Source organism: Rugosimonospora africana, assembly GCF_016862975.1.
Taxonomy (GTDB): Bacteria; Actinomycetota; Actinomycetes; order Mycobacteriales; family Micromonosporaceae; genus Rugosimonospora; species Rugosimonospora africana.
Genome location: NZ_BONZ01000097.1, coordinates 1 through 23,744 on the forward strand (window position 1 = coordinate 1; position 23,744 = coordinate 23,744).

At 69.5% G+C, this 23,744-nt stretch carries 14 protein-coding genes and 1 pseudogene; 9 read left to right on the forward strand and 6 right to left on the reverse strand.

What is annotated here, in order from left to right:
• A partial coding sequence (locus Raf01_RS42805) for an SDR family oxidoreductase (protein ID WP_203923878.1) occupies nt 1-682 on the forward strand: 682 nt, incomplete at its 5' end.
• On the opposite strand, the gene Raf01_RS42810 is transcribed toward Raf01_RS42805, so the two are convergent.
• Nucleotides 651-3,506 carry an ATP-binding protein gene (locus tag Raf01_RS42810; protein ID WP_203923879.1) on the reverse strand — a complete coding sequence of 952 codons (2,856 nt, stop codon included), beginning with the start codon at nt 3,504-3,506 and terminating at the stop codon, nt 651-653. The genes Raf01_RS42805 and Raf01_RS42810 overlap by 32 nt on opposite strands.
• 937 nt (nt 3,507-4,443) lie before the next feature.
• Between Raf01_RS42810 and Raf01_RS51080 the strand changes: the two are divergent.
• The 3 genes and pseudogenes from Raf01_RS51080 to Raf01_RS42825 form a co-directional block, all read left to right on the forward strand.
• Nucleotides 4,444-4,824: pseudogene (locus Raf01_RS51080) on the forward strand (IS110 family transposase); the annotation flags it as partial.
• A 178-nt stretch (nt 4,825-5,002) separates the two neighbouring features.
• Nucleotides 5,003-5,527, forward strand: coding sequence for a tyrosine-type recombinase/integrase (locus Raf01_RS42820; protein ID WP_275413183.1), 525 nt, complete (start codon nt 5,003-5,005; stop codon nt 5,525-5,527).
• Nucleotides 5,528-5,605: 78 nt separating this feature from the next.
• Complete coding sequence (locus Raf01_RS42825; RefSeq protein ID WP_239134423.1) at nt 5,606-7,030, forward strand: RNA-guided endonuclease InsQ/TnpB family protein; 1,425 nt, start codon at nt 5,606-5,608, stop codon at nt 7,028-7,030.
• Between the two features lie 65 nt (nt 7,031-7,095).
• Here the strand turns inward: Raf01_RS42825 and Raf01_RS42830 are convergent, their stop codons facing one another.
• From Raf01_RS42830 to Raf01_RS42850, 5 genes are all read right to left on the reverse strand, one after another.
• The gene (locus Raf01_RS42830) at nt 7,096-8,142 is read right to left on the reverse strand and encodes a LacI family DNA-binding transcriptional regulator (protein ID WP_203923883.1); all 1,047 of its coding nucleotides are present in this window, start codon (nt 8,140-8,142) and stop codon (nt 7,096-7,098) included.
• Between the two features lie 81 nt (nt 8,143-8,223).
• Entirely contained in the window at nt 8,224-10,107 is a 1,884-nt protein-coding gene (locus Raf01_RS42835; RefSeq protein ID WP_203923884.1) for an ABC transporter ATP-binding protein, read from the reverse strand.
• Nucleotides 10,108-10,174: 67 nt separating this feature from the next.
• Entirely contained in the window at nt 10,175-11,068 is an 894-nt protein-coding gene (locus Raf01_RS42840; RefSeq protein WP_203923885.1) for an ABC transporter permease, read from the reverse strand.
• Entirely contained in the window at nt 11,065-12,054 is a 990-nt protein-coding gene (locus Raf01_RS42845) for an ABC transporter permease (protein WP_203923886.1), read from the reverse strand. Before Raf01_RS42845 ends, Raf01_RS42840 begins: the two co-directional genes overlap by 4 nt.
• A gap of 16 nt (nt 12,055-12,070) precedes the next feature.
• Nucleotides 12,071-13,741 (reverse strand): ABC transporter substrate-binding protein, encoded by a 1,671-nt coding sequence (locus Raf01_RS42850; RefSeq protein ID WP_203923887.1) that lies wholly within the window; start codon nt 13,739-13,741, stop codon nt 12,071-12,073.
• A 165-nt stretch (nt 13,742-13,906) separates the two neighbouring features.
• On the opposite strand from Raf01_RS42850, the gene Raf01_RS42855 reads away from it, so the two are divergent.
• The 5 genes from Raf01_RS42855 to Raf01_RS42875 all read left to right on the forward strand — a co-directional run bounded on the left by Raf01_RS42855 (nt 13,907) and on the right by Raf01_RS42875 (nt 23,301).
• Nucleotides 13,907-17,320, forward strand: coding sequence for a GH36-type glycosyl hydrolase domain-containing protein (locus Raf01_RS42855; protein WP_203923888.1), 3,414 nt, complete (start codon nt 13,907-13,909; stop codon nt 17,318-17,320).
• Between the two features lies 1 nt (nt 17,321).
• Nucleotides 17,322-19,733, forward strand: coding sequence for a beta-galactosidase (locus tag Raf01_RS42860; RefSeq protein ID WP_203923889.1), 2,412 nt, complete (start codon nt 17,322-17,324; stop codon nt 19,731-19,733).
• A gap of 108 nt (nt 19,734-19,841) precedes the next feature.
• Nucleotides 19,842-21,269 carry an NB-ARC domain-containing protein gene (locus tag Raf01_RS42865; RefSeq protein WP_203923890.1) on the forward strand — a complete coding sequence of 476 codons (1,428 nt, stop codon included), beginning with the start codon at nt 19,842-19,844 and terminating at the stop codon, nt 21,267-21,269.
• Nucleotides 21,270-21,486: 217 nt separating this feature from the next.
• Complete coding sequence (locus tag Raf01_RS42870) at nt 21,487-21,924, forward strand: hypothetical protein (RefSeq protein WP_203923891.1); 438 nt, start codon at nt 21,487-21,489, stop codon at nt 21,922-21,924.
• A gap of 183 nt (nt 21,925-22,107) precedes the next feature.
• Complete coding sequence (locus Raf01_RS42875; RefSeq protein WP_203923892.1) at nt 22,108-23,301, forward strand: BP39L family lectin; 1,194 nt, start codon at nt 22,108-22,110, stop codon at nt 23,299-23,301.
• Nucleotides 23,302-23,744 lie beyond the last annotated feature (443 nt).

Genomic DNA, 23,744 nt, shown 5'->3' on the forward strand with positions numbered 1-23,744 from the left:
GGGCGCCCGCCACATCACCGCCGAGCTGGCCGAGCTCGCCACCAATGGCCGCGTGCATCCGGTGGAGGTGGACCTGGCCACGCCGGAGGGCCCGGCCGCGCTGATCGAGGCCGCGGCGTCCGCGTTCGGTGGCCTGAACATCCTGGTCAACAACGTCGGCGGGGTCCGGCCGCGCACCGGCGGGTTCCTTTCCGTCACCGACGACGACTGGATCTCGGCCTTGACGGTCAACTTCCTCGCCGCGGTCCGCACCACCCGCGCGGCCCTGCCGCTCCTGCTCGACCGGGGCGCGGGCACGATTGTGACCGTCGCCTCGGTGAACTCCTGGCTGCCCGATCCGCTGGTCATCGACTACAGCGCCGCCAAAGCGGCCCTGCTGAACTTCTCCAAGGCACTGTCCAAGGAGGTCGGCTCGCGCGGCATTCGGGTCAATACCGTCAGCCCGGGACCGGTCAGCACCTCGCTGTGGCTCGGCGACGGCGGCGTCGCGACAACCGTGGCCCGCGCCACCGGCATCGAGCCGGGCGCGGTGGCGAAACAGGCCGCCGACGACTCGGTGACCGGCCGGTTCACCCGGCCCGACGAGGTCGCCGACCTGGTCCTGCTGCTGGCCAGCGACCGAGCCGGAAACGTGACCGGTACCGACATCGTCATCGGCGGCGGCCTGACCACCAGCCTGTGATCGCTCCACGGGTGACGACGGTGACTCCGTCGGCGAGTCTGGCTCGGACGTCGTCGACGTCGGGGTGGCCGAGCTCGGTCAGGACTGCCTCCGCGGCCCGCCAGTGCTCCCCGGCGGCGGCGTCGTCGGCATTGGCCTGCCACGCGTCGCCGAGGTGGGCCAGCGTCACCGCCTCGGCGTGCCGGTCGCCGACTTCCCGGTACAGCTGCAGCGCCCGGGTGTAGAAACTGATGGCAGTGTGGTGATCGTCAAGGCCGTGGTGGGCGTCGCCGATGCTGTCCAGCGTGGCCGCTTGACCGTGACGGTCACCCAACCGCTCGAAGATGGCCAGAGCCGCCGTGCAGTTCTCGAGTGCTTTGACGTAGTCGCCGAGGTATGCATACCCGAGCCCGGCCTCGTTGAGCGCCTTCGCGTACCCGTGGTCGTTGCCGTCGGCCCGGTAGAGGTCACCGGCAAGTTCGCAATGGCGCACCATATCCGCGTACCGGCCGTCCTGCAGGTGGGTGCGCGCGATGCCACGCTGCACGTGGCCCTGCTCTGTACGGTCGTCCGTCCCCTCCAAGCCAGCAAGGGCGAGCGTGAACTGCATGCGGGCCTCATCAAGATTCAGCACCTGGCACAGCGCGTGTCCGAGGTTCCGGTGAGCCCGGGCTCGGACTGCCCGATCCGCGCCGCGTTCGGTCACGGTGAGAGCATGGCGGCGGGCGCTGACCCAGTCGTGCCAATGACCCTGGCGATACAGGAACGTGTCGAGGCTCCAGGCGAGGTACTGGGTCTCGACGTCCAGAGCATCATGCGCGGTCCGCTCGATCAGCGCGGTCAGCACCGCCCGTTCGGTGGTGAACCAGGCGAGCGCGGCGCGGTGATCCTCGAACGGCTCGGCGATGACATCGGCGGTGGCCGGCAGGGAATCGAACCGCGGAGGCACACGCTGCGGCCGGAGCAGGCGATCTGCGCGGAATGCCGCGCGAAGATAGTAATCGATGACCCGGCGTTTCGCGAGGTCCGACTCGCTTACCGCGTCGACCGTCTCGGCCAGCTCCGCGGCGTACGCCCCCAGCAATTCATGGAATCCGTACCGACCAGGCGAAGGCTGCACGAGCATGTGCGCGGTGGTCAGTTCGGCAAGCAGCGGCCATACCTGCCGGATCGGCGTGCCCAGCAGACTCGCAGCGGCGGAAACGCCGACATCGGGGCCCGGATGCGTGCCCAGAAACCGGAACAGCCGGGCAGCGGCCGGGCTGAGCGTCCGATACGACCAGGAGAACGTCGCCCGCACATTGATGCTCGCGTCGGCGCCGCTGAACGCATCGACGCCGCCCCGTGCGTCACGCAGCTCTTTCGCGGTAGCGGCGAGCGGGAATGCCGGGGTCGTGACTGCTCGGGCCGCCACGATGGCCAGCGCCAGCGGCAGCCCGGCGCACAGGGTGATGATCTGCTCGACCGCTTCCGGCTCCGCCGCGACCCGGTCGGCGCCGAGCCGGCGGGCGAGGAAATCGCGGGCCTGTTCGGCGGACCACACGTCCAATGTCAACGACTGCGCGCCTTCAGCCGCGACCAGACCGGACATCGCGTTACGGCTGGTTACGATCGCCAGGCAGCCGCCGGCACCCGGCAGCAACGGCCGCACCTGCTCCACGTCACGGGCGTTGTCCAGCAGGACCAGCATCCGGCGTCCGGTCAGCAGGCTACGGTACAGCGCCGCCTGGGCGTCTAGCCCGGTCGGGACACTCTGCGGCGCCACACCGAGCGCGTCCAGGAAGCCGCGCAGCGCTTGCTCGGGGCGCATCACGTCCGCTTCGGCCGAGAACCCGCGCAGGTTCACGTACAGCTGTCCGTCGGCGAACTGGTCGGCGACCTGGTGCGCCCAATGCACGGCAAGGGTGGTCTTACCGACCCCCGCCATCCCACCGATCGCGCTGATCACCACCGTCGCCGCCGCTTCGTCGCCGGCGTGCAGCCCCAACGCGCAAGCCAGTTCGGTCCGCCGACCGACGAACGTGGCCGGGGCCGCCGGCAGCTGGGCCGGACGGGGCCGTTGCACCGGCTCCGGCGGGCGGGCGGCGGCTCGGACCGTGTCGCGACGCAGGACCGTGGCGTGCGCCGCCGCCAGCTCGGCGCCGGGATCGATACCGAGCTCGTCGGTCAGCTGCTCGCGAACCCGCTGATAGACGGCGAGGGCTTCGGCCTGCTGGCCGGCCGCGGCCAGGGCCAGCACCAGACCGGCCTGCAGCGGCTCGTCGAGTGGGGCACGCACCGCCGCCTCCTGCAGCGCCGGCAGCAGACGGTGCACCTGCCCGGCACGCACCCCGGCGCCGGCCGCCTCCCGCGCCGTGGCCAGGAACTCACGCTCCACCGCCATGAAGACCGGATGCGCACGAGCGTCGGCGTCGATCCCGGCCGCGCACACGCCATGCCATAATTCCAGCGCTTCGGCGAACAACGCGGCAGCGCGCCCGGCATCGGCGTCGACTGCCTGGCGGGCCTGCTGACTCAGCTCGCGGAATCGCAGCAGGTCGACGGCATCAGCGTCGGTGTCAAGCCGGTACCCGCCCGCTGAACGCACCAGCCACCGGCCCGCCGATCGCACCGGCAGATCCGGCTCCAGCAGCCGCCGCAGTACACCGACATGGCGGTGCACCACATTCACCGCGGTGCTCGGCGGGTCCGCGCCCCACAGCACATCCACGACGTCACTGAGGCTGACCGGCCGCCCGGCCCGTACCAGCAGCAACGCCAGCAGTGCCCGCTGCTGCGGCGCACCCAGGTCGATCTCCTGGGCGCCACGCCAGGCACGCACCGGCCCCAACACTGTGAACCGCATCTCACCAGGTGACGACAACCTCATCACCTCGCACCGGTTCCGGACCGATGCTGACGAACGCCAGTAGCGGCGCCTTCACATCGGGCACAGCTGCAGCGCAGCCTCCGGCACTCATTGCCAGTCCGTCACGCTGACTTCGAAAGCCCCGATACGGGGTCGCAGTCGTGCTCACAGCGTCGAGCATCCGGCAACCGCCGCCCTAATGTCTATCAGGCGCTCGGCGTTCCCAGGCCCAACAAGGCACGCCGGGGTGCTCCTCACGTCCAGTCATGCCGACGGAACGGCCGACCGTTGGGCATTGGTTCGTGTTGCCTCTCGGACACGAACCCCATCCCCTTCAGGCGCCAAACACGATCTCGCTGTCATGCACGGGCACGGGTGGGGTCACGGTATCGATCCGGCCACCGACACGAACCCCACGTTGGGCCTGCCGTGGCGCCGACCGCCTCGGCGTCCCCTCGTTTACCCCCCGCAAACCCCTGCCTGTCACTGACAATCAGTAACAATCGATGGTTAACGCTGCGTCACGTTTGCACAGCTCAATGCCAGGTTTTGACAAGCAACGATAGGCCCGAAACGGTCGCGGTTGGTAAAAAGGGGTCGTGGGTTCATGTAAAGGACTCCGGCGCTTGATCGGCGCGGGGTTCCAGGGTTGCATGAGCATCCCGGCTGGTCCGGTGGGTGGCGTTGAGTTGGGTTCTGGGGGAAAGCCCCGTGGATTTGATTGCCACCGCTGGCCTGGCCACGGATGCCCCGGATGAGGGAAGTGGGCCGGCCCGGTGAGGCCGGGCCCGTTTGCAGCACATGAGTGGGAGCCGTTGTCGGGCTCTGCCTCCTTGGGACCGTGGCCGTCGAGTTCGCCGCCCTACGCGGCCAGTTGGAGGAAAGGCAGGCTGGTTCCGGCGATGGGAGCACGGTGGACGGGCAGCGACGACTGGTGGGTATCGATCTGGGGATCGCGTCGGCCCACACGGTTCGGGTCCTTGATTGTTCAGGGCGGGAGGTGTGCCGGCGGCGGTGTGAGGCGAGTGTGGCGAGTCTGACGTTGATTGAGCAGGCCGCTTTGGTCGGCGCGCCGCGGGGTACCCGGTTGGCGGTGGTGATGGAACCGACCGGGCCGGCGTGGCTGCCGATCGCGGTGTTCTTCAGCGCTCGGGGCCATGCGGTGTATCGGGTGTCCAGTCAGAAGGCGGCGGACTTACGCCGGTTCCTGTCGCGGCATGCGAAGAGCAACGGTATCGACGCGGACACGCTGGCCCGGCTGCCGTTGCTGGACCCGGACGGGTTGACGCCGTTGCAACTGCCCACGGGGGAGCGGGCCGCGTTGGACCGGTCGTCCGCTGTCCCGCACGACCGTCCGCACAGTGCACCGGGTGCTGATGAAGGCGCTGAGCGACCCGCACATCGTCATCGACGGAGTGCGCAAGCCGCGCAAGGAGGATCGGGAGACCCAGGGACGCAAGGGCGTCTGGACCTCCGAGTAGGCGGCACGGTTTCTGACCTACCACGCTGATCACCGCCTCTACGCGGCCTGGGTCCTGGCCATCGTGACCGGCGTGCGTCGTGGAGAGCTGCTCGGGCTCAAATGGGAGAAGATCGACCTTGAGGGGCGGGCGCTCGCGGTGCACTGGCAGCGCACCACCACCTCCCGCAACGGTGTGATCGAGAAGGCGCCCAAGGGCAAGAGCAAGCGCACCGTCCCGCTCGGGAGCGTCGCCAACACCGTCCTGCGCGCTCACCGAGAGCGCCAGGACGCGGAGAAGACCGCCGCGGCGGAGATCTACGAGGACGGCGACTACGTGTTCTGTCGGGAGGATGGGCTGCTGCGCAGCACCCGGGGGCGCAGTTGCCGGCGGAGCGACGATCGCCGTCAGATTCGACCGCTAGTACGCGGGAACCGCATTCGTAACGAAGCCGGGCGCAGGATCGTAGACGGCCTGCCTGTGGCTAGTGCCGTGTCAGGGGACCTTTGCCTTGTGTCGGTGATCGGTGTGAGGGGATCGTCGGGGAGCGTGGTTTGAGCTGGGTGTTCGTGGTCGGGAGGGGATGTTGTCGTATCTCTGTGGTGGGGTGCCTGGTGCCGCGGGGTCGGGATCTGGATGCTGGTCGGGTGGTGTACCGGCATCGCCCGGGTTGGTTTGCGTGTGACTCGTGGGCGGCGGTGGCGGTGTTTCGGGTTGCTGCGGTCGGTGGGTTGTGTGTGGGCGTGCTTGTTGGAGATCAACCGGTGGCGGCGGCACCGTCAGGGATCCCTGTTGGTCGGGTATCAGGAGTTGTGTCGGGAGTTGAGCGGGGCGGGTCCGGGCACGTTCGGCGAGTTGGACAGTGTCGCGGCGAGATCAGTTCTGCGCCGGTACTCGGATGCGTGGTTCGCCGCGGCGAAACGCCGCAATGGTGGGGATCAGAACACCCGGTATCCTCGACGGCGGCGTGGGTTGATGCCGGTGCGTTGGTACCACGGCACGTTCACCCTGGCCGGACGGCGGCTACGGTTACCGACCGGGGCCGGCTGCTGGCCGCTGTGGGTACGGCTGGACCGGGCCATCTCGTACCCGGTGGAGCAGGTCCGCTCGGTGACCCTGCTGTCCGTCGGTGGTCGCTTGGCGGTGGAGGTCACCGCGGAAGTGCCGGTGGTCACCTACCCGGCCGGCCTGGGGCCGCAGGCGTGCCGGGTGGCTGGTGTTGACCCGGGCATCATCGATCCCTACGCGGTCGCCGGCCCCGACCGCAGGGGATTGTTGGTGTCCGGGCGGGCGATCCGCGCTGAACACTACCAACACCTGCGCGAGACCCGGTACCGTAACCGGGCCGTCGCCGCCCGCGCCCCGAAACCCGGGCAGCGGGGGTCACGGCGGTGGAAGCAGTACCGGCGCCGCCGTCACCAGGTCGAGCACAGGCATCGGCGCCGGGTCCGTCAGGCCCAGCACGAAGCCGCCAGGACCGTTGTCGACTGGGCAGTGGCGCACTGGGTCGGCACCCTGACCATCGGCGACCCCCGCACCGTGCTTGAGAAGCCTGCCGGGCGGCGGCACAACCTGCGGCTACGGCAGTGGCAGATCGGCCGCGCGATCAACGTACTGCGGGACAAGGCCGAGCTCGCCGGTATCACCGTGCACCTCGTTGGTGAACGCGGCACCTCATCAACCTGCCCCACCTGTGCTCAACGGATCCCGAAACCGCGGGGCCGGGCTCTGTCCTGCCCGCGCTGTCAGAGCACGGGGCACCGCGACCTCGTCGCGGCCGCCATCATCGGCGCCCGCACCCCGGGCGGCGCAATCATCACCTCGGGCAGCGTCCCGCTACCCGAGGTGATCACGCACCGTCGAGCCGGCCGACACCTTCCCGGTGCCGGCCAGTCCCGGCGTGACCCACGCCGCCGCCCGCTAGCAGCGGCACTGGGTCCTGTTGGCCAGCCGTGGCCCGCCCCACCACCAACGGTGCTGGGGAGTCGCTCGACCGCCACCAAGCGGCGAGGATCCACAACCCCCACCCCAGAGGGCAAAGGTCAGTGGACACGGCACTAGATTCCTCGCTCACGTCTTGAGCAGATTCCTGAGTCAAGCCGCGATGCCGTATGCGGACCGCCTGATCAGGGCCTCCACCAGACCCGGGGTGGCTCAGGGCCGTCCATGGGGCATCCGCACGAGCCGCGCACGACGACGGTGGTGGGCAGCAGTTGCGGGTGGACGTCGTAGGTACGCCCTTGGATCCGTTCGTGCAGCCGGATGGCGGCCCACCGGCCGAGTTCGTAGGTGGGCTGGCGGACGGTCGTGAGGCCGGGTGTCATGTACCGGGCGGTCATGATGTCGTCGAAGCCGACGACCGCGACGTCGTCGGGTACCTTGACGCCCTTCTGCGTCAGCAGTGCCATGGTGGCGACGGCGACCTCGTCGTTGGCGCACACCAGCCCGTCCGCGGCGCAGTTGGGCTCGCCGATCGCCGAGACCACCTCGGCGGCGGACAGCTCCTCGTAGAACACGCGGATCGGCGGGGCGGCCTCGGCCAGGCCGTGGCGTTCGAGCGCCGCGCGGAATCCGGCGTAACGTTCCCGGATGTCGTGGGCGTGGGCCGGGTCTCCAGCGAACACCAGCCGCCGCCGGCCGTGCTCGATCAGGTGGCTGACGAGTTCGAGCGTGCCCGTCGCGTTCTCCACGGCGACCGTGTCGCAGCCGTCCAGCGGAGGGCGGCCGACCAGGACGGTGGGCAGGCTGCGGCTGAGCATCCGGGCGCGGGTGTCGTCGAGCGCGCCGTGGGTGAGCACCACCCCGTCGACGCGCCGATCGAGGTTGCGCACCGACTTCACGATGTCGTTGCGGCCCTCGCCGGTGACGACGACGACCGATTGGCCGTACTGGTTCGCCGTGGACTCGTAGCCGACGAGCAACTCCGAGAAGTACGGTCCGCTGAGCCCGGCGAGCACGAGTCCGTGCGCCTCGTGGCGGGTGGCCAGCGGCCGGCCGGCCCGCAGCGGGACGTAGTTGAGCGCCTCGACGGCCCTTAGCACGCGTTGGCGGGTGGCCGGCGAGGTGGGACGCGAGCCTTGCAGTACCCGTGAGACGGTGGCGATCGAGACACCGGCGTGCCGGGCCACGGTGTAGATCGTCGCCGCACGTGCGGGTTCCGAGGTATCTGTCATCGCAATCCACTCCCGGACAACTGGTAGCAGAAGCGTGCCTCGACACTGGGCGCCGGGCAAGTCCGGCGGGACGTTGCCGTATCAGATCGTGTCGATGGACAGCCGTCCGAACGGGTTCGGTATTGCATCGAGCAGCATCTGGGTGTACTCGTCGGCCGGGTGGCGAATGACGTCCAGCGCAGATCCGCGCTCGACCAGTCGGCCGCCGTTGAGCACCAGGATCTCGTCGGCGATCATCCGGGCGCTGAGCAGATCGTGGGTGATGTAGAGGACCCCGATGTCGCGTTCGGTGACGAGTTTGTGGAGCAGTTCGAGGATTTCGGCCCGGATGGACACGTCGAGGCTGGAGATGGGCTCGTCGGCGATGATCAGGTCGGGTTCGGCGGCCAAGGCGCGGGCGATGACGATGCGTTGGCGTTGGCCGCCGGACAGTTCGTGCGGGTACCGGTTCAGGAACCGCTCGCCGGGGGTGAGCGCGACGGTTTCGAGCAGGTCGACGGCTCGGGCGTGGGCCGCCGCCCGGCCCAGCCGTAGGTGGTTCTGCAGCGGACGGGTGAGCGCGTAGCCCAACGTCAGTGTGGGATTGAGCGACGAGTACGGGTCCTGGAACACCATCTGGACGTGCCGGCGGTAGCGGCGCAGGGACCGTGGACGCAGCTTCTCGACCTCGACCGTGGTGTCCGGGGTGTGGAAGCGGATCGAGCCGCTGGACGGCCTGTCCACACCGGTGACCAGGCGCGCGATGGTCGTCTTCCCGCTGCCGCTCTGGCCGACGAGCGCGGCGATCCGGCCCCGGGCAAGCGTGAAGCTCACGTCGTCGACGGCGGTCATCCGGTGGACGGTCAGCCCACGCCGCCGCTGGAAGACTCGGCTCACGTTGACCAGTTCCAGGATGGTCGGTCCGCGTTCGGTCGCCGCCGGTTCGCCGGAGCGGACGAACGTGGGGCCGGCGAAGCCGCGGGTGCGCTCGGGCACGCCGGTGCGGTCATCGCCCGGCGCGGGCGCCCGTTGCTGCCGGGCAACGTGGCAGGCGACGAGGCCGGCCCCGACGGGGGTCAGCGGGGGCTCCTCGGCGAGGCAGCGGGCGATCCGCTCCGGGCAACGGGGAGCGAACGGGCAGCCGACCAGGTCCCGGGTGAGGTCCGGTGGCCGGCCGGGAATGTAGGTGAGGTGGACGGTCTCGGCACGCGGGTCGCCGTACGAGCCGAGCAGGCCCTTGGCGTACGGATGCAGAGGATCGGCGAGCAGCGCCGCGGCCGGCCGCGACTCCACGATGCGGCCGGCGTACATCACCAGGATCCGGTCGCTGATGTCCAGCACCGTCCCGATGTCGTGGCTGATGAACAGCACGGCGAAGCCCCGCTCGCGCTGGAGGCTGCGAATCCGATCCAGGATCGACCGCTGCACGACCACGTCCAGCCCGGTGGTCGGCTCGTCAAGTAGCACGAACCGGGGGCGGTCCGCCAGCGCCAGCGCCACGTTGACCCGCTGCTTCATGCCGCCGGACAGCTCGTGTGGGTACGCGGTCAGGAACGCCGGGTCGAGCAGCACCATCTCGAACAGCTGGCGCACCAGGGCGGTGACGGCGTCTGAACGCAGCTGGGAGTGTGCCTCGATCGCGTCGCGGAACTGTGCCTGGATCCGGGTCACCGGATTGAGCGCGTTCATGCTGCTCTGGAACACCGTGGCGAGGTCTCGCCAGCGGATCGGGCGCAACTCGTCCTCGGCCAGATGGGTGATGTCTCGGCCGTCGAAGACGATCGACCCGGCGCTGATCCGTCCCGGCCGCTCCAGCAGCCGCAGCACGGCCGTGCCGAGTGTGGTCTTGCCGCTGCCCGACTCGCCGATCAGCCCGACGAACTCGCCCTCGGCGATGTCGAAGCTGACGTCCCTGACGGCCGTGAGCGGCGGGTGCGCCCGGGGCTCGTACCGCACGCTGAGGTTGTGGACCTCCAGGATACTCACGCCGGATCCCCGCTTCGCTGCGGTCCGGTCTGAGGCACCAACGCGCTGCAATGCTCGTTCATGGCAGTTAGTCCTCTCTCAGGTGGGGGTTGCTGATGAGGTCGATGCCGAAGTTGATGAAGGTGAGGGCGGTGATCAGCAGGGCCAGGGTCAGCCCCGGGACGAGTAGCCACAGCCACAACCCCTGCGACACCGCGCCCTGGGCGTCGGCCTGGTAGAGCATCGTTCCCCAGGAGATCGAGGCGGAGTCACCCAGTCCCAGGAACGACAGCCCGGCCTCGGCCGCGATGGCGCCGGTTGCCGCCCCGACGAAGCTCGCGGCGACCAGGGACATCATGTTCGGCATGATCTCCCGGAAGATGATCCACAGCGGTCCCTCGCCGGCGAACTTGGCGGCCGTGACGAAGTCGCGGTTGCGCAGCGTGATGATCTGGGACCGTTTGGCCCGCGCCGGTCCGGCCCAGGAGGTGAGGCCGATGACGCCGACGATCAGCGGAAGTCCCCGGACGTCGGAGTACGAGATCAGCACGATCATCAGCGGGAGGACCGGTACGACGAGCGCGACGTTGGTCACGAACGACAGCGCGTCGTCGGCGACCGAGCCCTCCTGGTAGCCCGCGATCAGGCCGATTACCAGAGAGATCACCGTGGCCAGCAACCCGCCGAACAGGCCGACCAGCAGGGACACTCGGGAGCCGTAGATGAGCTGGGAGAAGATGTCCCCGCCCTGGCTGGTGGTGCCGAGCCAGTGGGTGGAACCCGAAGGCAGCAACGGATCGAAGTCGGCTCTCGTTCCGCTGTAGGGCGCGATCAGCGGGGCGAGGCCGGCGACGAGGACGTACCCCGCCAGCATGACGATGCCGATTCGGGCCTTGGCGCTGGACCAGATGACGGTGTACCAGTGCTGCGGGCCGCCACCGGGGCCGGGCGCCTCGCCGGCCGGTGTGGCCGGGGCGGTCATGCCGGAGTCCGGCGGACGCGGGGGTCGAGCACCCCGTAAAGCATGTCGGCGATGAGGTTGGCGAGCAGCACGCCGACGACGATGAACAGCAGCAGGGTCTGCAGCAACGGATAGTCCTTGTTGCCGATCGCCTCGGCCATGAGCCGGCCCATCCCGGGATAGTCGAAGATCGATTCCACCAGGACCGATCCGCCCAGTAGGCCGCCGAGCGCGATGGCGAAGCCGGTCACGCTCGGCAGCAGTGCGTTGCGGGCGGCGTACCGCAGCGCCACGTCGCGGTCGGCCAGGCCCTTCGCCTTCGCTAACCGGATGTAGTCGGCACCGAGGTTCAACACCATGGTGTTGCGCATCCCGAGCACCCAGGCGACCGACGTGGTGACCAGCAGCGCCACGGCCGGCAGGATCGAGTGGATCACGGCGTCGCCGATGAAGGCGCCATTCCAGCCGGGAATCGAGTCCTCGTAGCCACCGGAGGTCGGGAACCAGCCGAGCGTGTAGCCGAACGCGAACAGCAGCAGCAGCGCGATCCAGAACGCCGGCAGCGCGCCGAGAAAGGTCGACCCCAGGGTGACGACGCTGTCGAACCGGCTGTTGCGTCGCCAGGCCGCGAACGCCCCGAGCGTGATCCCGATGATGAAGCTCAGCACCTGGGTCGTGCCGACCAGCGCGAGTGTCCACGGCAGAGCGTGGCCGATGACCTCGGTGACACCGTACGGGTAGTAGGTGTACGAGAGCCCGAAGTCGCCGTGGGCCAGGGCGTCGAGGTACCGGACGTACTGCCGGAGGAGGTTGCCGTCCGGCGCGCCCAGCATGGCTCGCATCGCCTTGACGGCGGCCGGATCCAGCTGGGCGTCCTTGCCGGAGAGCTTGCGTACCATCACCTCCGCCGGATCGCCCGGCTCCAGCCTCGGAATGATGAAGTTGAGCGTCACCGCCGCCCACAGTGTGGCGAGGAAGAACGCGATTCGGCGGAGGAAGTATTTCACCGCTGCGTCCCGGCTCTCACGCGGCCGGAGCCGGCTTCAGGTGCGTCATGATCAGCAGCCGGTTGTCGGCCGGGTGGGCGTACGGATCCTGCTCGGTGGGCCACCCGACCGCCTTGTCCGTGCGGTAGATGATCCGAGTCGGCGCGTAGACCAGCGCGGTCACGGGGAACTGCGTCATCATCGTGTCGACCAGCTTTCCCACGAGCTGCTTCTGGGCCGATTTATCGACGGTGGCCGACAGTTGCGCGATCTCCTGGTCGGTCGCGGCGTCCCGCCAACGCTCCACGTTGGGCAGCACATCGGTCTTGGTGGGGATCTGGTTGCTCGCCAGCCTGGCGCCGAGCCCGGTGGCGAACTGGCAGCCGCCGTCCACGTACTCCAGCAGCGCCTGGAAGTCGCCGGACTTCTTCTGCGCGTCGACCGAGTCCGGGGCGTTGGTCTCGATCTTCGTGGTGACTCCGACGTCGTTGAAGTCGCGGGTGATCACGTCGGCCATCGCGTCGTAGTCGATGAAGCCGGCCTGGACCGAGAAGGTTAGGTTCAGGGGGGAGCCGTCCGGCAGGGTGCGCTTGCGGTCCGGGCCCTTCCGGTAGCCCGCGGCGTCCAGGAGTTGGCTCGCCTTGGCCGCGTCGTACGGAAGGACCGTCTGCGCGTCGGTGTACTCACTCGGCAGGTACGCGTCCGTGAACGGCAGTTTCAGACCGGTCTGGCTGGCCGGCTTCATGATGCCGTAGGTCGCCTTGGCCGAGATCTCCGGGCGGTTTATCGCGTAGCTGACCGCCTCGCGGAACCTGACGTCGTTGAACGGTGCCTTGGTCAGGTTGAAGTCCAGAACGGTCGTGCCGGCCGGCGCGTAGTAGAAGTGGTTGTGCGCCGGGTCGGCGGCGACGAACGCCTTCTGCGGATTCGGGATCTCACCCCAGTACGCGTCCAGGCCACCGGACTTCAGCTTCAGCGCCGCCTCAGACGCCTCGTACGATCCTTCGAGGACGAGCTTCTTCACCTTGATCTTGTCGGCCTGCCAGTAGTCCGGGCGGCGGGCCAGCACCAGACGGCGGCCGTTGTAACTGTCCACCTTGAACGGTCCGGTGCCCACCGGGCTTTTGTCGATGTACTTGGACGGGTCTCCCACGCTCTGGTAGACGTGCTCCGGCAGGATCGGCTGCTTGATGATGTCGTCGAACTTCGACGCGGCGTTGCCGGAAAACGTGAGGACGACCGAGTCACCGGACGCCGTCACGCTCGTCGCCGGCGCACCGAAGGTGTCATTCCAGATTCCCGCCTTGTCGATGGCGGGGTACTTGTGCATGAGGTTGTAGGTGAACGCCACATCTTCGGCGGTGAATGGCTTGCCATCGCTCCACTCCACCCCGTCGCGCATCGTGAAGGTGAGTTGGTTCGTTCCCTGCCACGAATACCCGGTGGCCAGCCACGGCGTGATGGTGCAGGACAGGCCGTTGCGGACCATCACGGGCTCATAGAGCCAGGTACTGGTGAGCGGATTGGGCGAATACGGGTTGTAGTTCACCAGCCCACCGACGGTGTCGGAGACTTCGGCGGGGAACGTGAGCTGGGCTATCATGCCGTCGGAGCTGGACTGCCCGGACATGGACGAGGAGCACGCGGCCACCCCGAGGAGCAGGGCGCAGGCGGCGCCCGCGACCATCGCTCGGGTTCTCTTATGCATGTGAACCTCCTGGGATTGTGAGGGTCACATTACGAGCGCGTCTCGTCGCCGTGTCAACAGCTGGCGGAGGGTAAGTACTTTCCCGGGGCACCCCGACTACTTTCCTTTATTTACCGCGGCTTCAGCTGTGGTAAGGCTGTGCGGGCGGTGATAGAAAAACCAATTGTGACTGCTACCAAGACGCCGCGCGGCGCGGCGAATTCGCTGTCGAGCCCATCCGGGATGACGGCGTCCTTCACCGCGGCCGGCTGCCTGTCCACACTGGAGGTCGACGGCGTCTGGTTGCTGATGTACCCGGCGACGCAGCTGGAACCGGGGCCGGCGAACCTGTGGCTGCGCCGCCACGCGGCCGGTGGGGTGGAGTGGACGCCGCTGCTCGGGCCGGCCAGCCCCAGCACCGTGGCGTGGAGCGCGCTCGGGCCCCGCCTGTCGGGCAGCTGGCGCGGGCTTTCCTACACCGTGCGGTTCCGGTTGGCCAGCCGCACGCCCGCCTGGTTCTGGGCGGTGACGCTGACCAACGACGGGTCCGCGCCGGCGGCGGTCGACCTGGTGCTCACCCACGATCCGGCCCTGGCGCCCGGTTCCGCGGTGCGCACCAACGAGTACTACGTGGCCCAGTACCTGGATCTGAGCCCGGTCGTCGTCGCGGGTCTGGGCACCACTCTCGCGGCCCGGCAGAACATGCCCGGCTCTTGCTCGCCGTGGCTGATGGTCGGCGCGCCGCACGGCGACGCCTGGGCCTCGGACGCCTTGCAATTGCGGGCGACGCCAGGCGGTTTCCCAGCGCTCGACCGTCCACGCCTGCTGAGCGAACGTCTGCAACACGAGCACCCCACGTTGGCGTTGCAGCGCGCCACCGCGATGCTCCCGCCCGGCGGGCAGCTTACCACCCAATTCTTTGGCGTCTATCTATCCGACCATCCCGAGGCGACCGGCCCGGCCGACGCCAGGTGGGCGTGGCATGCCCTGGCCCAACCGGAGGCGCGGGACGGCGACGAACCACCTCCGACACCTCGGGCCTCCGCAGGGGAAAATGCGTCGGCCCTCACGCCCGAACCGGGCCGGGCCGCGGTGGCGACCGTGTTCGCGCCGGTGCGCCCGCTGGCGGTCCGCGACCTGGGCGACGACGAGCTGACCAGCCTGGGCGGCCGCGCCCGCACTCACCTGGAGATGGACGGCGCGACCGTGCTCAGCTTCTTCGCCGAGGATGGCGGCCACGTAGTGACGGCCGCGAAGGAGCAGCGGGTCCTGCGACCCCACGGACACATCCTGCGTACCGGCGCGGCCCTGCTACCGGACTCCGCCGCGCTTACCTCAACCGTGTGGATGCGCGGTGTCTTCCACTCGCACGTCACCCGGGGACACGTCGGCCGGTGGCCGCTGCTCTCGCCCCGGCGCGGCTACCTCGACCTCCAGGCGGGCCACGGGCTGCGGGTCTTCCTCGCCGGTGCCGGCCGGCCCGGCCGCTGGGAGTTGCTCGACCTGCCGAGCGCGTTCCTCATGCACCCCGACCACTGCGTGTGGCGGTACGCCGCCGTCGATGGGTTGGTCGTACAGCTCACCGCCCGGGCGCCGAGCCACGCCAACGAACTCGGGCTCGAGGTGGAGGTACTGGCCGGTCCGCCGCGGGAGATGCTCGTGGCGCTGCACATCCCGCCCACCGAGGTGGGCGGCGACGGGCCGTCGGGCGTCCGCGTGCTCCGGGCCGCATCCTCGGTCGGCGTGCAGGTGCCGGGACAGGCGTGCCTGCGGATCGGCTGGGATCCCGCGCTGCGGGTCACCTCGACCACCGACGAGCCGCTGTTCGACGACGGCGAAGGCCGCGACACCGGCTGGGTGTGCCTGCGGGTGTCGCCGTCCAGGCAGTGGTCGATGACGTTAAGCGCGGACGAGCCCGGGCCCTCGAACGGACCGCCGGCGCCGCCGGTCGGCGACGCGGCGACGTTCTGGCGCCGGCTCGGCGGGGCCGTGGTGGTGGCCGCACCGGGCTCGTCCCCCCTGCACGACGAGGTCGCCAGGCTGCAGGCAATCATTCCCTGGTACGCGCAGAACGCCCTCATCCACTACCTGTCGCCGCGCGGCCTGGAACAGTACTCCGGCGGTGGCTGGGGGACCCGCGACGTCTGCCAGGGCCCGGTCGCCCTGCTCACCACGCTCGGCCGCACCGACGTGCTGCGTGAGCTGCTGCTGCGCGTCACCGGTGCACAGCACGAGCGCGGCGACTGGCCCCAGGCGTTCGAGTTCCTCCCGCCGGCGCCGCACGCCGGGCAGGACGATTCACACGGCGACGTGGTGTTCTGGCCCCTACTCGCCATCGGTGACTACCTTCAGGCGACTGCGGACGCCACGCTGGTGCACGAGGAGATCCCGTTCGCCGGCGACGCCGGTCCAACGGCACCCTGCCGGATCGGCGAGCACATCAGGCGGGCGCTGGACCACATCGACGCGCACCGGATCCTGGACACACCCTTTTCCGCCTACGGCCGCGGCGACTGGAACGACGCCATGCAGCCCGCCACCCTCGGTATGGGGGAGCACCTCGCCTCGGTATGGACGGCCGTGCTGCAGGTCCAGGCGCTGCGTTCGCTCTCGACCGGGCTGCGGGGATGCGCGGCCGCGCCCGATCAGGCCCGGCGGGCGGCGGAGTTGGCCGGCCGCACCGAGACCGCGCTGCAGGACCTGCTGCGCACCCGCGCACTGCTGCCCGGCTACCTGATGTTCCGGGACGACGGGACCGCCGAGCCACTGGTACATCCGGACGACACGGTCACCGGGATGCGTTACGGCATACTGCCGTGGATCCACGCGATCAGCGCCGATCTGCTCAGCCCACGGCAGGCACAGGATCACTTGGCCGCCCTGCGGGAGAAGTTGCTCGGCCCGGACGGCGCGCGGCTGTTCGACCGACCTGCCCGGTACGCCGGCGGCCCGATGACGACGTTCCGGCGCGCGGAGGCGGCCAGCTTCTGGGGCAGGGAGATCGGCCTCATGTACACGCACGCGCACCTGCGCTACGCGGAGGCACTGGCCCGGGTCGGCGACGGGCCGGGACTGCTCACGGCGCTCAGCCTGGCGCATCCGGTCGGCATCACCGACCGGGTCCCGCTCGCCCGCCGCCGCCAGTCGACCTGCTACTTCTCCTCCTCCGACGGCGCGTTCCCGGACCGGTACCAGGCGGCGGCCCGGTACCACGAGCTGATGGCCGGCCAGGTCGGTTTCGAGGGCGGCTGGCGGGTCTACTCGTCCGGGCCCGGGCTGTTCCTGCGCCTGCTCGTCGAGTGCCTGCTGGGGGTGCGCTGCCGGGGCGACGCGCTCGAACTCGATCCGGTGCTCGACCCGCGGCTGGACGGGCTGCGGGCGCAGGTCACGATCGACGGGGGCGAGCGCCTGCGCCTGGCATTCCGGGTCGGGCGGACCGGCGCCGGCGTGCGGCGCGTATCGGTCGCGGACCGGGCGCTGGTGTCGAGCCCCCTGTCCAACCGTTACCGGGCACCGGGGGTACGGGTCAGCCGCGTCGGTGTGCGCGAACTGCTGGCCGGCGCCGGTGACGCGGCCGAACTGACTGTGGAGACGGCCTGAGATGATCGAGATCACCGAGAAGCGCATCCACATCGATGGCGTTCCGCGCATCGTGATGTGCGGTGAGCTGCACTACTTCCGGATACCCGAGGGCGAGTGGCGGCGACGCATCCGGCTGCTCAAGCAGGCCGGCGCCAGGGCGGTCGCCTCGTACCTGCCGTGGCTGTTCCACGAGCTACCCGACGCGACGATCGATGTCACCGGCCGCACCCGGCCGGAGCGCGACATCGGCGCCTTCATCGACCTGTGCCGGCAGGAGGGCCTGTGGTTCGTGGCCCGCCCGGGACCCTTCGTGATGGCCGAACTCAAGAACGAGGGGATCCCGTACCGGGTGTACCGGGAACATCCAGAAGTGGTCCCGCTCGGTTGGGGTGGTGCGCCGGCGCCGACCAGCACCGTCGACTACCTGGCACCGGCCTTTCTCGCCGAGTGCGCCCGGTGGTACGACGCGGTCATGCCGGTCCTGGCGGCGCGGCTGCAACCCAGCGGCGGCAACGTGATCGCCGTGCAGCTCGACAACGAGATCGGAATGCTGGCCTGGGTGTCCAACAGCCCCGACCTGACCGACAACGCCCTCGCCGACTTCGGGCACTGGGTGCTCGCCCAGTACGGCGGGCAGGGGCCCTATCCGGTCGGACCCGCCGACCGTGCGGGCTGGCCCCGGGCGGTACGCGATCCCAACGAGAAGTGGGCCGGGCTGCTGCGCCAGGATCTGGGGACCTTCATGCGGGGACGGTTCGCCCGCTACTGCCAGCAGTTGCGGCAGCTGGCCGAGGAGCGGGGCGTCACCGGCATTCCGTTCGCCATCAACATCCACGGTACCGAGGGCGGGGACGGCGCCGCATTTCCGATCGGGATCAGCCAGCTCGTCGAGGCGTACGCCGGCGTTCCCGGCATGCTGTCCGGCTCCGACCACTACCTCGGCGAGCTGACCATCAGCACGGCGACCGATCTGTACGTGATGAACGCCTTCATGGACGCCGTGCACGACGCCGACCAGCCGTTGACGTCACTGGAGTTCGAGGCGGGTACTGGCGACTACTCCGGCGGGTACGAGCAGCTGCACGATCCGTCCACAGTGGAGCTCAAGACGCGCCTGTGCGTCACGCAGGGGGTACGCCTGATCAACTACTACCTGTTCGGCGGGGGCGTGAACCCGCCGCTCGACGAGGCGGTCGGTGACGGCAACGACCGGCTCGGCTTCACCGGCGAATGGCACGGCACCGGTGCTCCCATTGGACCGCTGGGACAGGTCGGCCTCGGGTACGAGCCGGCCGCACGGGCGATCGCCGCGGTGCACGCCAACGAACCGTGGCTGGCCCGGATGCGCGAAGAGCACGACGGCGTCGAACTCGCGTTCGTCCTCGACGCGTACCTGACCGAATACCACCATCCGAAAAGCGCCGCGATGACCGACGCCGTCGTCGACCTGCGGGCGCACCGTGGCGCCGGCGCCCGCAAGGCGCTGGCCCGCTCTCTGCTGCTGGCCGGATACCGGTTCGGCGCCGTCCACCTGCAACGCGACGCCCCGGCCCCGGGGGCGGTGCTCGCCCTGAGTACCGGGCGGTATCTCGCGCAGAGCCTGCAGGACGGCCTGCTGGAACACGTCCGCAGCGGTGGCGGGCTGCTCCTGCTCGGGCGGCTGCCCGTGCTCGACCTCGACGGCCGGCCGTGCACCGCGCTCGTGGACGCCCTGGGCGTCACCCCGGGCGACCTGCTCCGGGACGGGCCGCACTGCTACCCGTCCGTCCTGGCGAGCGGCTGGGCCGCACCGCAACCGGAACTGCGCGCCGGCTGGCGCCAGACGTTCGCCTCGGCCGGTGGCACGCCGATCCTGACCGACACCGCCGGCGCGATGTGCGGCGCCGAGATCCCGTTCGGCGACGGTGCGGTGGTACTGCTGACCGCCGAACTGCCGGCCGATCCCCAGCTGTTCGGCCGTGCGGTGCGACGGCTCGGCGCCGCACCAGGGCTGGCGCTGGACAGCAGCGTACCCGGGGTGTTGGCCACCACGACGGCGACGCCTGACGGGCAGCGGCTGCTGCATGTCCTCAACGTCACGGGGTACCGGGCCAGCGTCCGGATGGGTCTGAACGGCGAACCGCTCAACGAGGGCTACCCGCTGTCGGTCCCGCCCCGCACCGGATACATGCTGCCACTGTCCCTTGTGGTCGGTCCATGGACGCTGCACTGGGCCAATGCCGAGATTCGGGAGGTCGGCCCGGACTTCCTCGCGTTTGGCCCGGGCGCCGGGTACCGGGGCGACCCGCACGCCACGGTGGTGGTACTCGCCGGCAACCCGGAGGTAAAAGAGGATGCCACGTACACGGTCGAGCGGCTGCCGGACACGGTACGCATCGTGACGGTAGCCGGCCTGGCCCCCGACGGCGGAATCACCATCCGGTTCCGCTGACGACCGCCGGGCCGACCAACAGCTACGCCGGAAGGACACCGGCCGGCGGTCAGACGGCGGCGCCGGCCGGTGACGGCAGCACCGCGCCGGTCACGAACGGAATCCGTGATGAACAGCTTGCACCCGTCCGATCCAGGCGCGCCGATAGTCGGGGACGCCGCGGAGGAGCTTCTCCAACAGTTCTGCCGTGATCTGCGCCTGTTCTGGGAGCAGGCAGGTGGGCCGAGCCTGCGGGTCCTGAGCGGGCGGGTAGGACTGGGCAAGAGCCAGGTCGGGGCGATCCTCGGCGGCGAGGTCCGCCGGCTGCCGGACTGGGCGGTGGTACGCGCGCTGATCGGGTGTTGTCACGAGTACGCCCGAGCGCACCGCCGGTTGCAGTACGTCACCGTGGGCGTCGGCGTGGTGGAGTTCTGGCGGCCCCGATACTCCGCTGTGGACAACACCCTGCGGCTTGCCGGCCGGCGCGGCCGGACCACCGGCGGCCCCAGGGCGCAGGGCCAGGCGGCCGGTGACGCGGCACCGGGCGCGCGGGCGGTGCCGCGGGAGCTGCCCATGGCGGTGCGCTGTTTCACCGGGCGATCGGCCGAACTGTCGGCGTTGAGCGCCGTCGTGGATGAGCCTGGCGGCGACGGCCGATTGGTGGTCGCCGTCGTGTCCGGGACAGCGGGTGCCGGCAAGACCGCTCTGGCCATCGAATGGGCACACCGGGCCGCGAGCCGCTTTCCTGACGGGCAGCTCTATGTGGACCTGCGCGGCTACGACCCCGACCGGCCGATGAACGCGGCCGACGTGCTGGCCCGTTTCCTGGGCGTGTTGGGCGTACCCGATCCCGAGCGCCCTCTGGATCTCGACGGGCGGGCCACCCGCTACCGCACCGCGATCGCCGGCCGGCGGATGCTCATCGTGCTCGACAACGCCTCCACAGTGGACCAGGTGAGGCCGCTGCTGCCGGGCACCGCCTCCGCGACCGTGCTGGTCACCAGCCGGGACAGCCTGGCCGGCCTGATTGCCCGGGACGGTGCGCATCGAATCAGCCTGGACGTGCTGCCCTCCGCCGACGCGCACACCCTGCTGCGACGGCTGATCGGCCCGCGCGCCGACGCCGAACCCGGCGCCGTCGCCACCCTCACCGAGCGCTGCGCGCAGCTGCCGCTCGCCTTGCGCAACGCCGCCGAGCTGGCTACCGCCCGGCCTGCCAGCACCCTCACCGAACTCGGCAACGAACTGGCCGACCGGCAGCGACGGCTGGAACTGCTGGACGCGGGGGGTGACCCCCGCACCGCGGTCAGCGCCATCTTCTCCTGGTCGGTCCGGCGGCTACCGCTCGACGTGGCCCGCACGTTCCGGTTGCTCGGCCTGTACTCCGGTGCGGACTTCGACGCCTACGACACGGCCGCGCTGGTCAACGGCGACCTCTCGACGGCGCAGCGTAGCCTCGATATGCTCGCCCGCGCCCACCTCATCCATCCCACGATGGGTGGCCGGCACGGCATGCACGACCTGCTGCGCGCCTACGCCGCCAGCCGGGCTATGTGAAGGTACCGGCCACGCGGACCGGGCTGTCCGCTGTCGTCCGGTGCGCGCCACGGCGGACAACGCACCCCGCCTTGGTGAATGTTCCCCGGTGTCCGGACGTGTCCGGGATAACGAGGGTGGTAGTTGGTTGACCCTATACAGTGATGAAGCTCGATAGATCGGCGAGGTCTTGTGTCTAGCGGGCAATCGACTCCACGTCCCGATCGGAGGATCACTGATGCGCTTGAAACGACTCCTGTTGTCGGCCGCGGTCGCGCTCGCGGCCGCTCTGCCGGTCATCGCGTTGGGCGCCGTCCCGGCACAGGCGCAGGTCGGCAACCCGACCTGCCCCTTCTTCGCCCTCTGCCTGTATTACCCCGCGAAAATCAACGGACACAAGTCGGCGTTCACGTCGTATCCGACCGGCACCCCGATGCCGGACTTGACCGGCGAAGTGTTCAACGGCGGGAACCCCGACTACAACGGATACAACCTTCCGGTCGTCGGCAACATTGGCACTGCCGAGAACCTAAACACGACCGGGACGTATTACGTCGTCCTCTGCAGCGGCACCAACTACACCGGCCTCTGCCAGGTCATCGCGGCAGACAGTGAGATCATCAACACGCCGTTCCTCCTCAGTGTGCACTCATTCTATTGGGGTGTCGGTGCCTGAGCGCACACCGAATGCTCATTAGGGGACGATGTGGGCACACCGGTTGCGGACTCACGCACTGCGGGTGTACCGCGCCGGCATCCGAAGCAGCCCAGTCGCCGGACGGCGGCCGGTGCGCCGGGCCTCCCGGTGGCACCGGCCGCCGACGTATCTGGCCGGTATCCGGATTTAAGAGGAGATGCAATGCGTACAGCGCAGAGGTTTCTGGCGATCATTACCCTGGCGGCGGTCGCCACGGTGCCACTGACCACCTGGGGGCGGCCGAGCCCGGCGAGCGCGGCTCCGGATTCCCCCAGCGTCGTCCATCCGCTGAAGAGATTCCCGATCGCCGCGACTCGGGAGGTCGGCGCCGGTAACCGCACCGACGTATTCACGATCGACACTGGCGGCGCGCTGACTCTGGCCAAAGTGGATGGTGCCGGCGCCTGGCAGGGCCCCGCCCCGATCACCAATCGCAGCGTGTTTCCCGTTGGTGGGGCGATCGCGGCCGGTCCAGAGGTTGGCGCGCCCGGTCGGACCGATGTATTCGCCGTGAACATCGCCGGCGCGATGACGGTCACCTGGACAGACGGGGCCGGCACCACGTGGCACGGACCGACCGCGATCAGCAACGCCAGCACCTACGATTTCGGGTCCCCAGTCGCGATTTCCCAGCAGTTCGGTGCGGCCAACCAGACCGACGTCTTCGCTATCAACGCGGAGGGTCAGCTGACCGTCATCTGGTCGGAGAACGGCGGTTCGTGGAACGGACCGGTCATTCTCAGCGGTGCCATCTTCCCGGGTGCTGGCGAAGTCGCGGTCTCCCAGCAGTTCGGGGCGCCCAATCAGACCGACGTCTTCGCCGTCAACATCTCCGGCCAGCTGACCGTCACCTGGGTACAGGGGGCGGGTGCCTGGTCCAGCCCGCAGGTGATCGGCACCGGCGGATACGCCTTCGGCGTGCCTGTTGCAGCTTCTCAGCAGTTCGGCATATCCAACCAAACCGATGTGTTTGGCGTTAGCGCGGCGGGTAACCTGACCAATGCCTGGGTGGCCGGAACCGGGCCGTGGCACGGACCTGGGAACCTGGCCGCCACCACGCTCCCCTCCGACACCGTCCTCGCGGTTTCGCAACAGTTCGGGGCTGCGAACACGACCGACGTCTTCGGCATTGACCAGACGGGCAGGCTGACCGTCACCTGGGTGCAGGCCGCTGGCCCATGGTTTGGACCGACACCGATCGGCCAGCCCGGCGCTCTCCCTACCGGCACCGGCGTCGCGGCGTCTCAACAGTTCGGCCTAGATCAGATCGATGTCTTCGCCGTTAATGCGGAGGGTACGCTGACCGTCACCTGGGCAGGCGCAACCGGGGTGTGGAACGGGCCGCAGGCAATCTGACGATGCCGGCGGTACAGGCCACTCGGCCTGCTCCCACGGCGCCGTCACTGGTCGGCTGGCGGTTCGCCGACGGGCCGGGAATCTGCTGTTGCCAACGTCCGCAGGTTCGCCGTGTCATCGGCGGTCGCCGGGCGATGACGCCGGCCGTGCCTGTGCTTTAAGAAGTCCTCACGAAACGGATCTTGGGGTCTCGTCCTGGGTGGACGGTCGATACGATCTTGGACTGCGAGGAAGGGTGAGCATCCTCCGTGGATCGTGCTGGACGGGCTGTGGGAACGAATCGAACCCCGGGCCGGGTGGTAAGACACCCACCGTGCACACCGGGTGTCCGCTGTTGTCCGGTGCGCGTCACGGCGGACAACTCCGCTACCTTGGTGAATGTTCGCCCCGTGTCCGGACATGTCCGGGACAGCAAGGGTGACAGTTGGTGGGCCTCATATAGT

Coding starts and splice junctions, on each gene's coding strand:
- Raf01_RS42810 (WP_203923879.1), bottom strand. CDS start 3,506: ATGCGGTTCACAGTGTTGGGGCCGGTGCGTGCCTGGCGTGGCGCCCAG.
- Raf01_RS42825 (WP_239134423.1), top strand. CDS start 5,606: ATGCTGGTCGGGTGGTGTACCGGCATCGCCCGGGTTGGTTTGCGTGTG.
- Raf01_RS42830 (WP_203923883.1), bottom strand. CDS start 8,142: ATGACAGATACCTCGGAACCCGCACGTGCGGCGACGATCTACACCGTG.
- Raf01_RS42840 (WP_203923885.1), bottom strand. CDS start 11,068: ATGACCGCCCCGGCCACACCGGCCGGCGAGGCGCCCGGCCCCGGTGGC.
- Raf01_RS42850 (WP_203923887.1), bottom strand. CDS start 13,741: ATGCATAAGAGAACCCGAGCGATGGTCGCGGGCGCCGCCTGCGCCCTG.
- Raf01_RS42860 (WP_203923889.1), top strand. CDS start 17,322: ATGATCGAGATCACCGAGAAGCGCATCCACATCGATGGCGTTCCGCGC.
- Raf01_RS42865 (WP_203923890.1), top strand. CDS start 19,842: ATGAACAGCTTGCACCCGTCCGATCCAGGCGCGCCGATAGTCGGGGAC.
- Raf01_RS42870 (WP_203923891.1), top strand. CDS start 21,487: ATGCGCTTGAAACGACTCCTGTTGTCGGCCGCGGTCGCGCTCGCGGCC.
- Raf01_RS42875 (WP_203923892.1), top strand. CDS start 22,108: ATGCGTACAGCGCAGAGGTTTCTGGCGATCATTACCCTGGCGGCGGTC.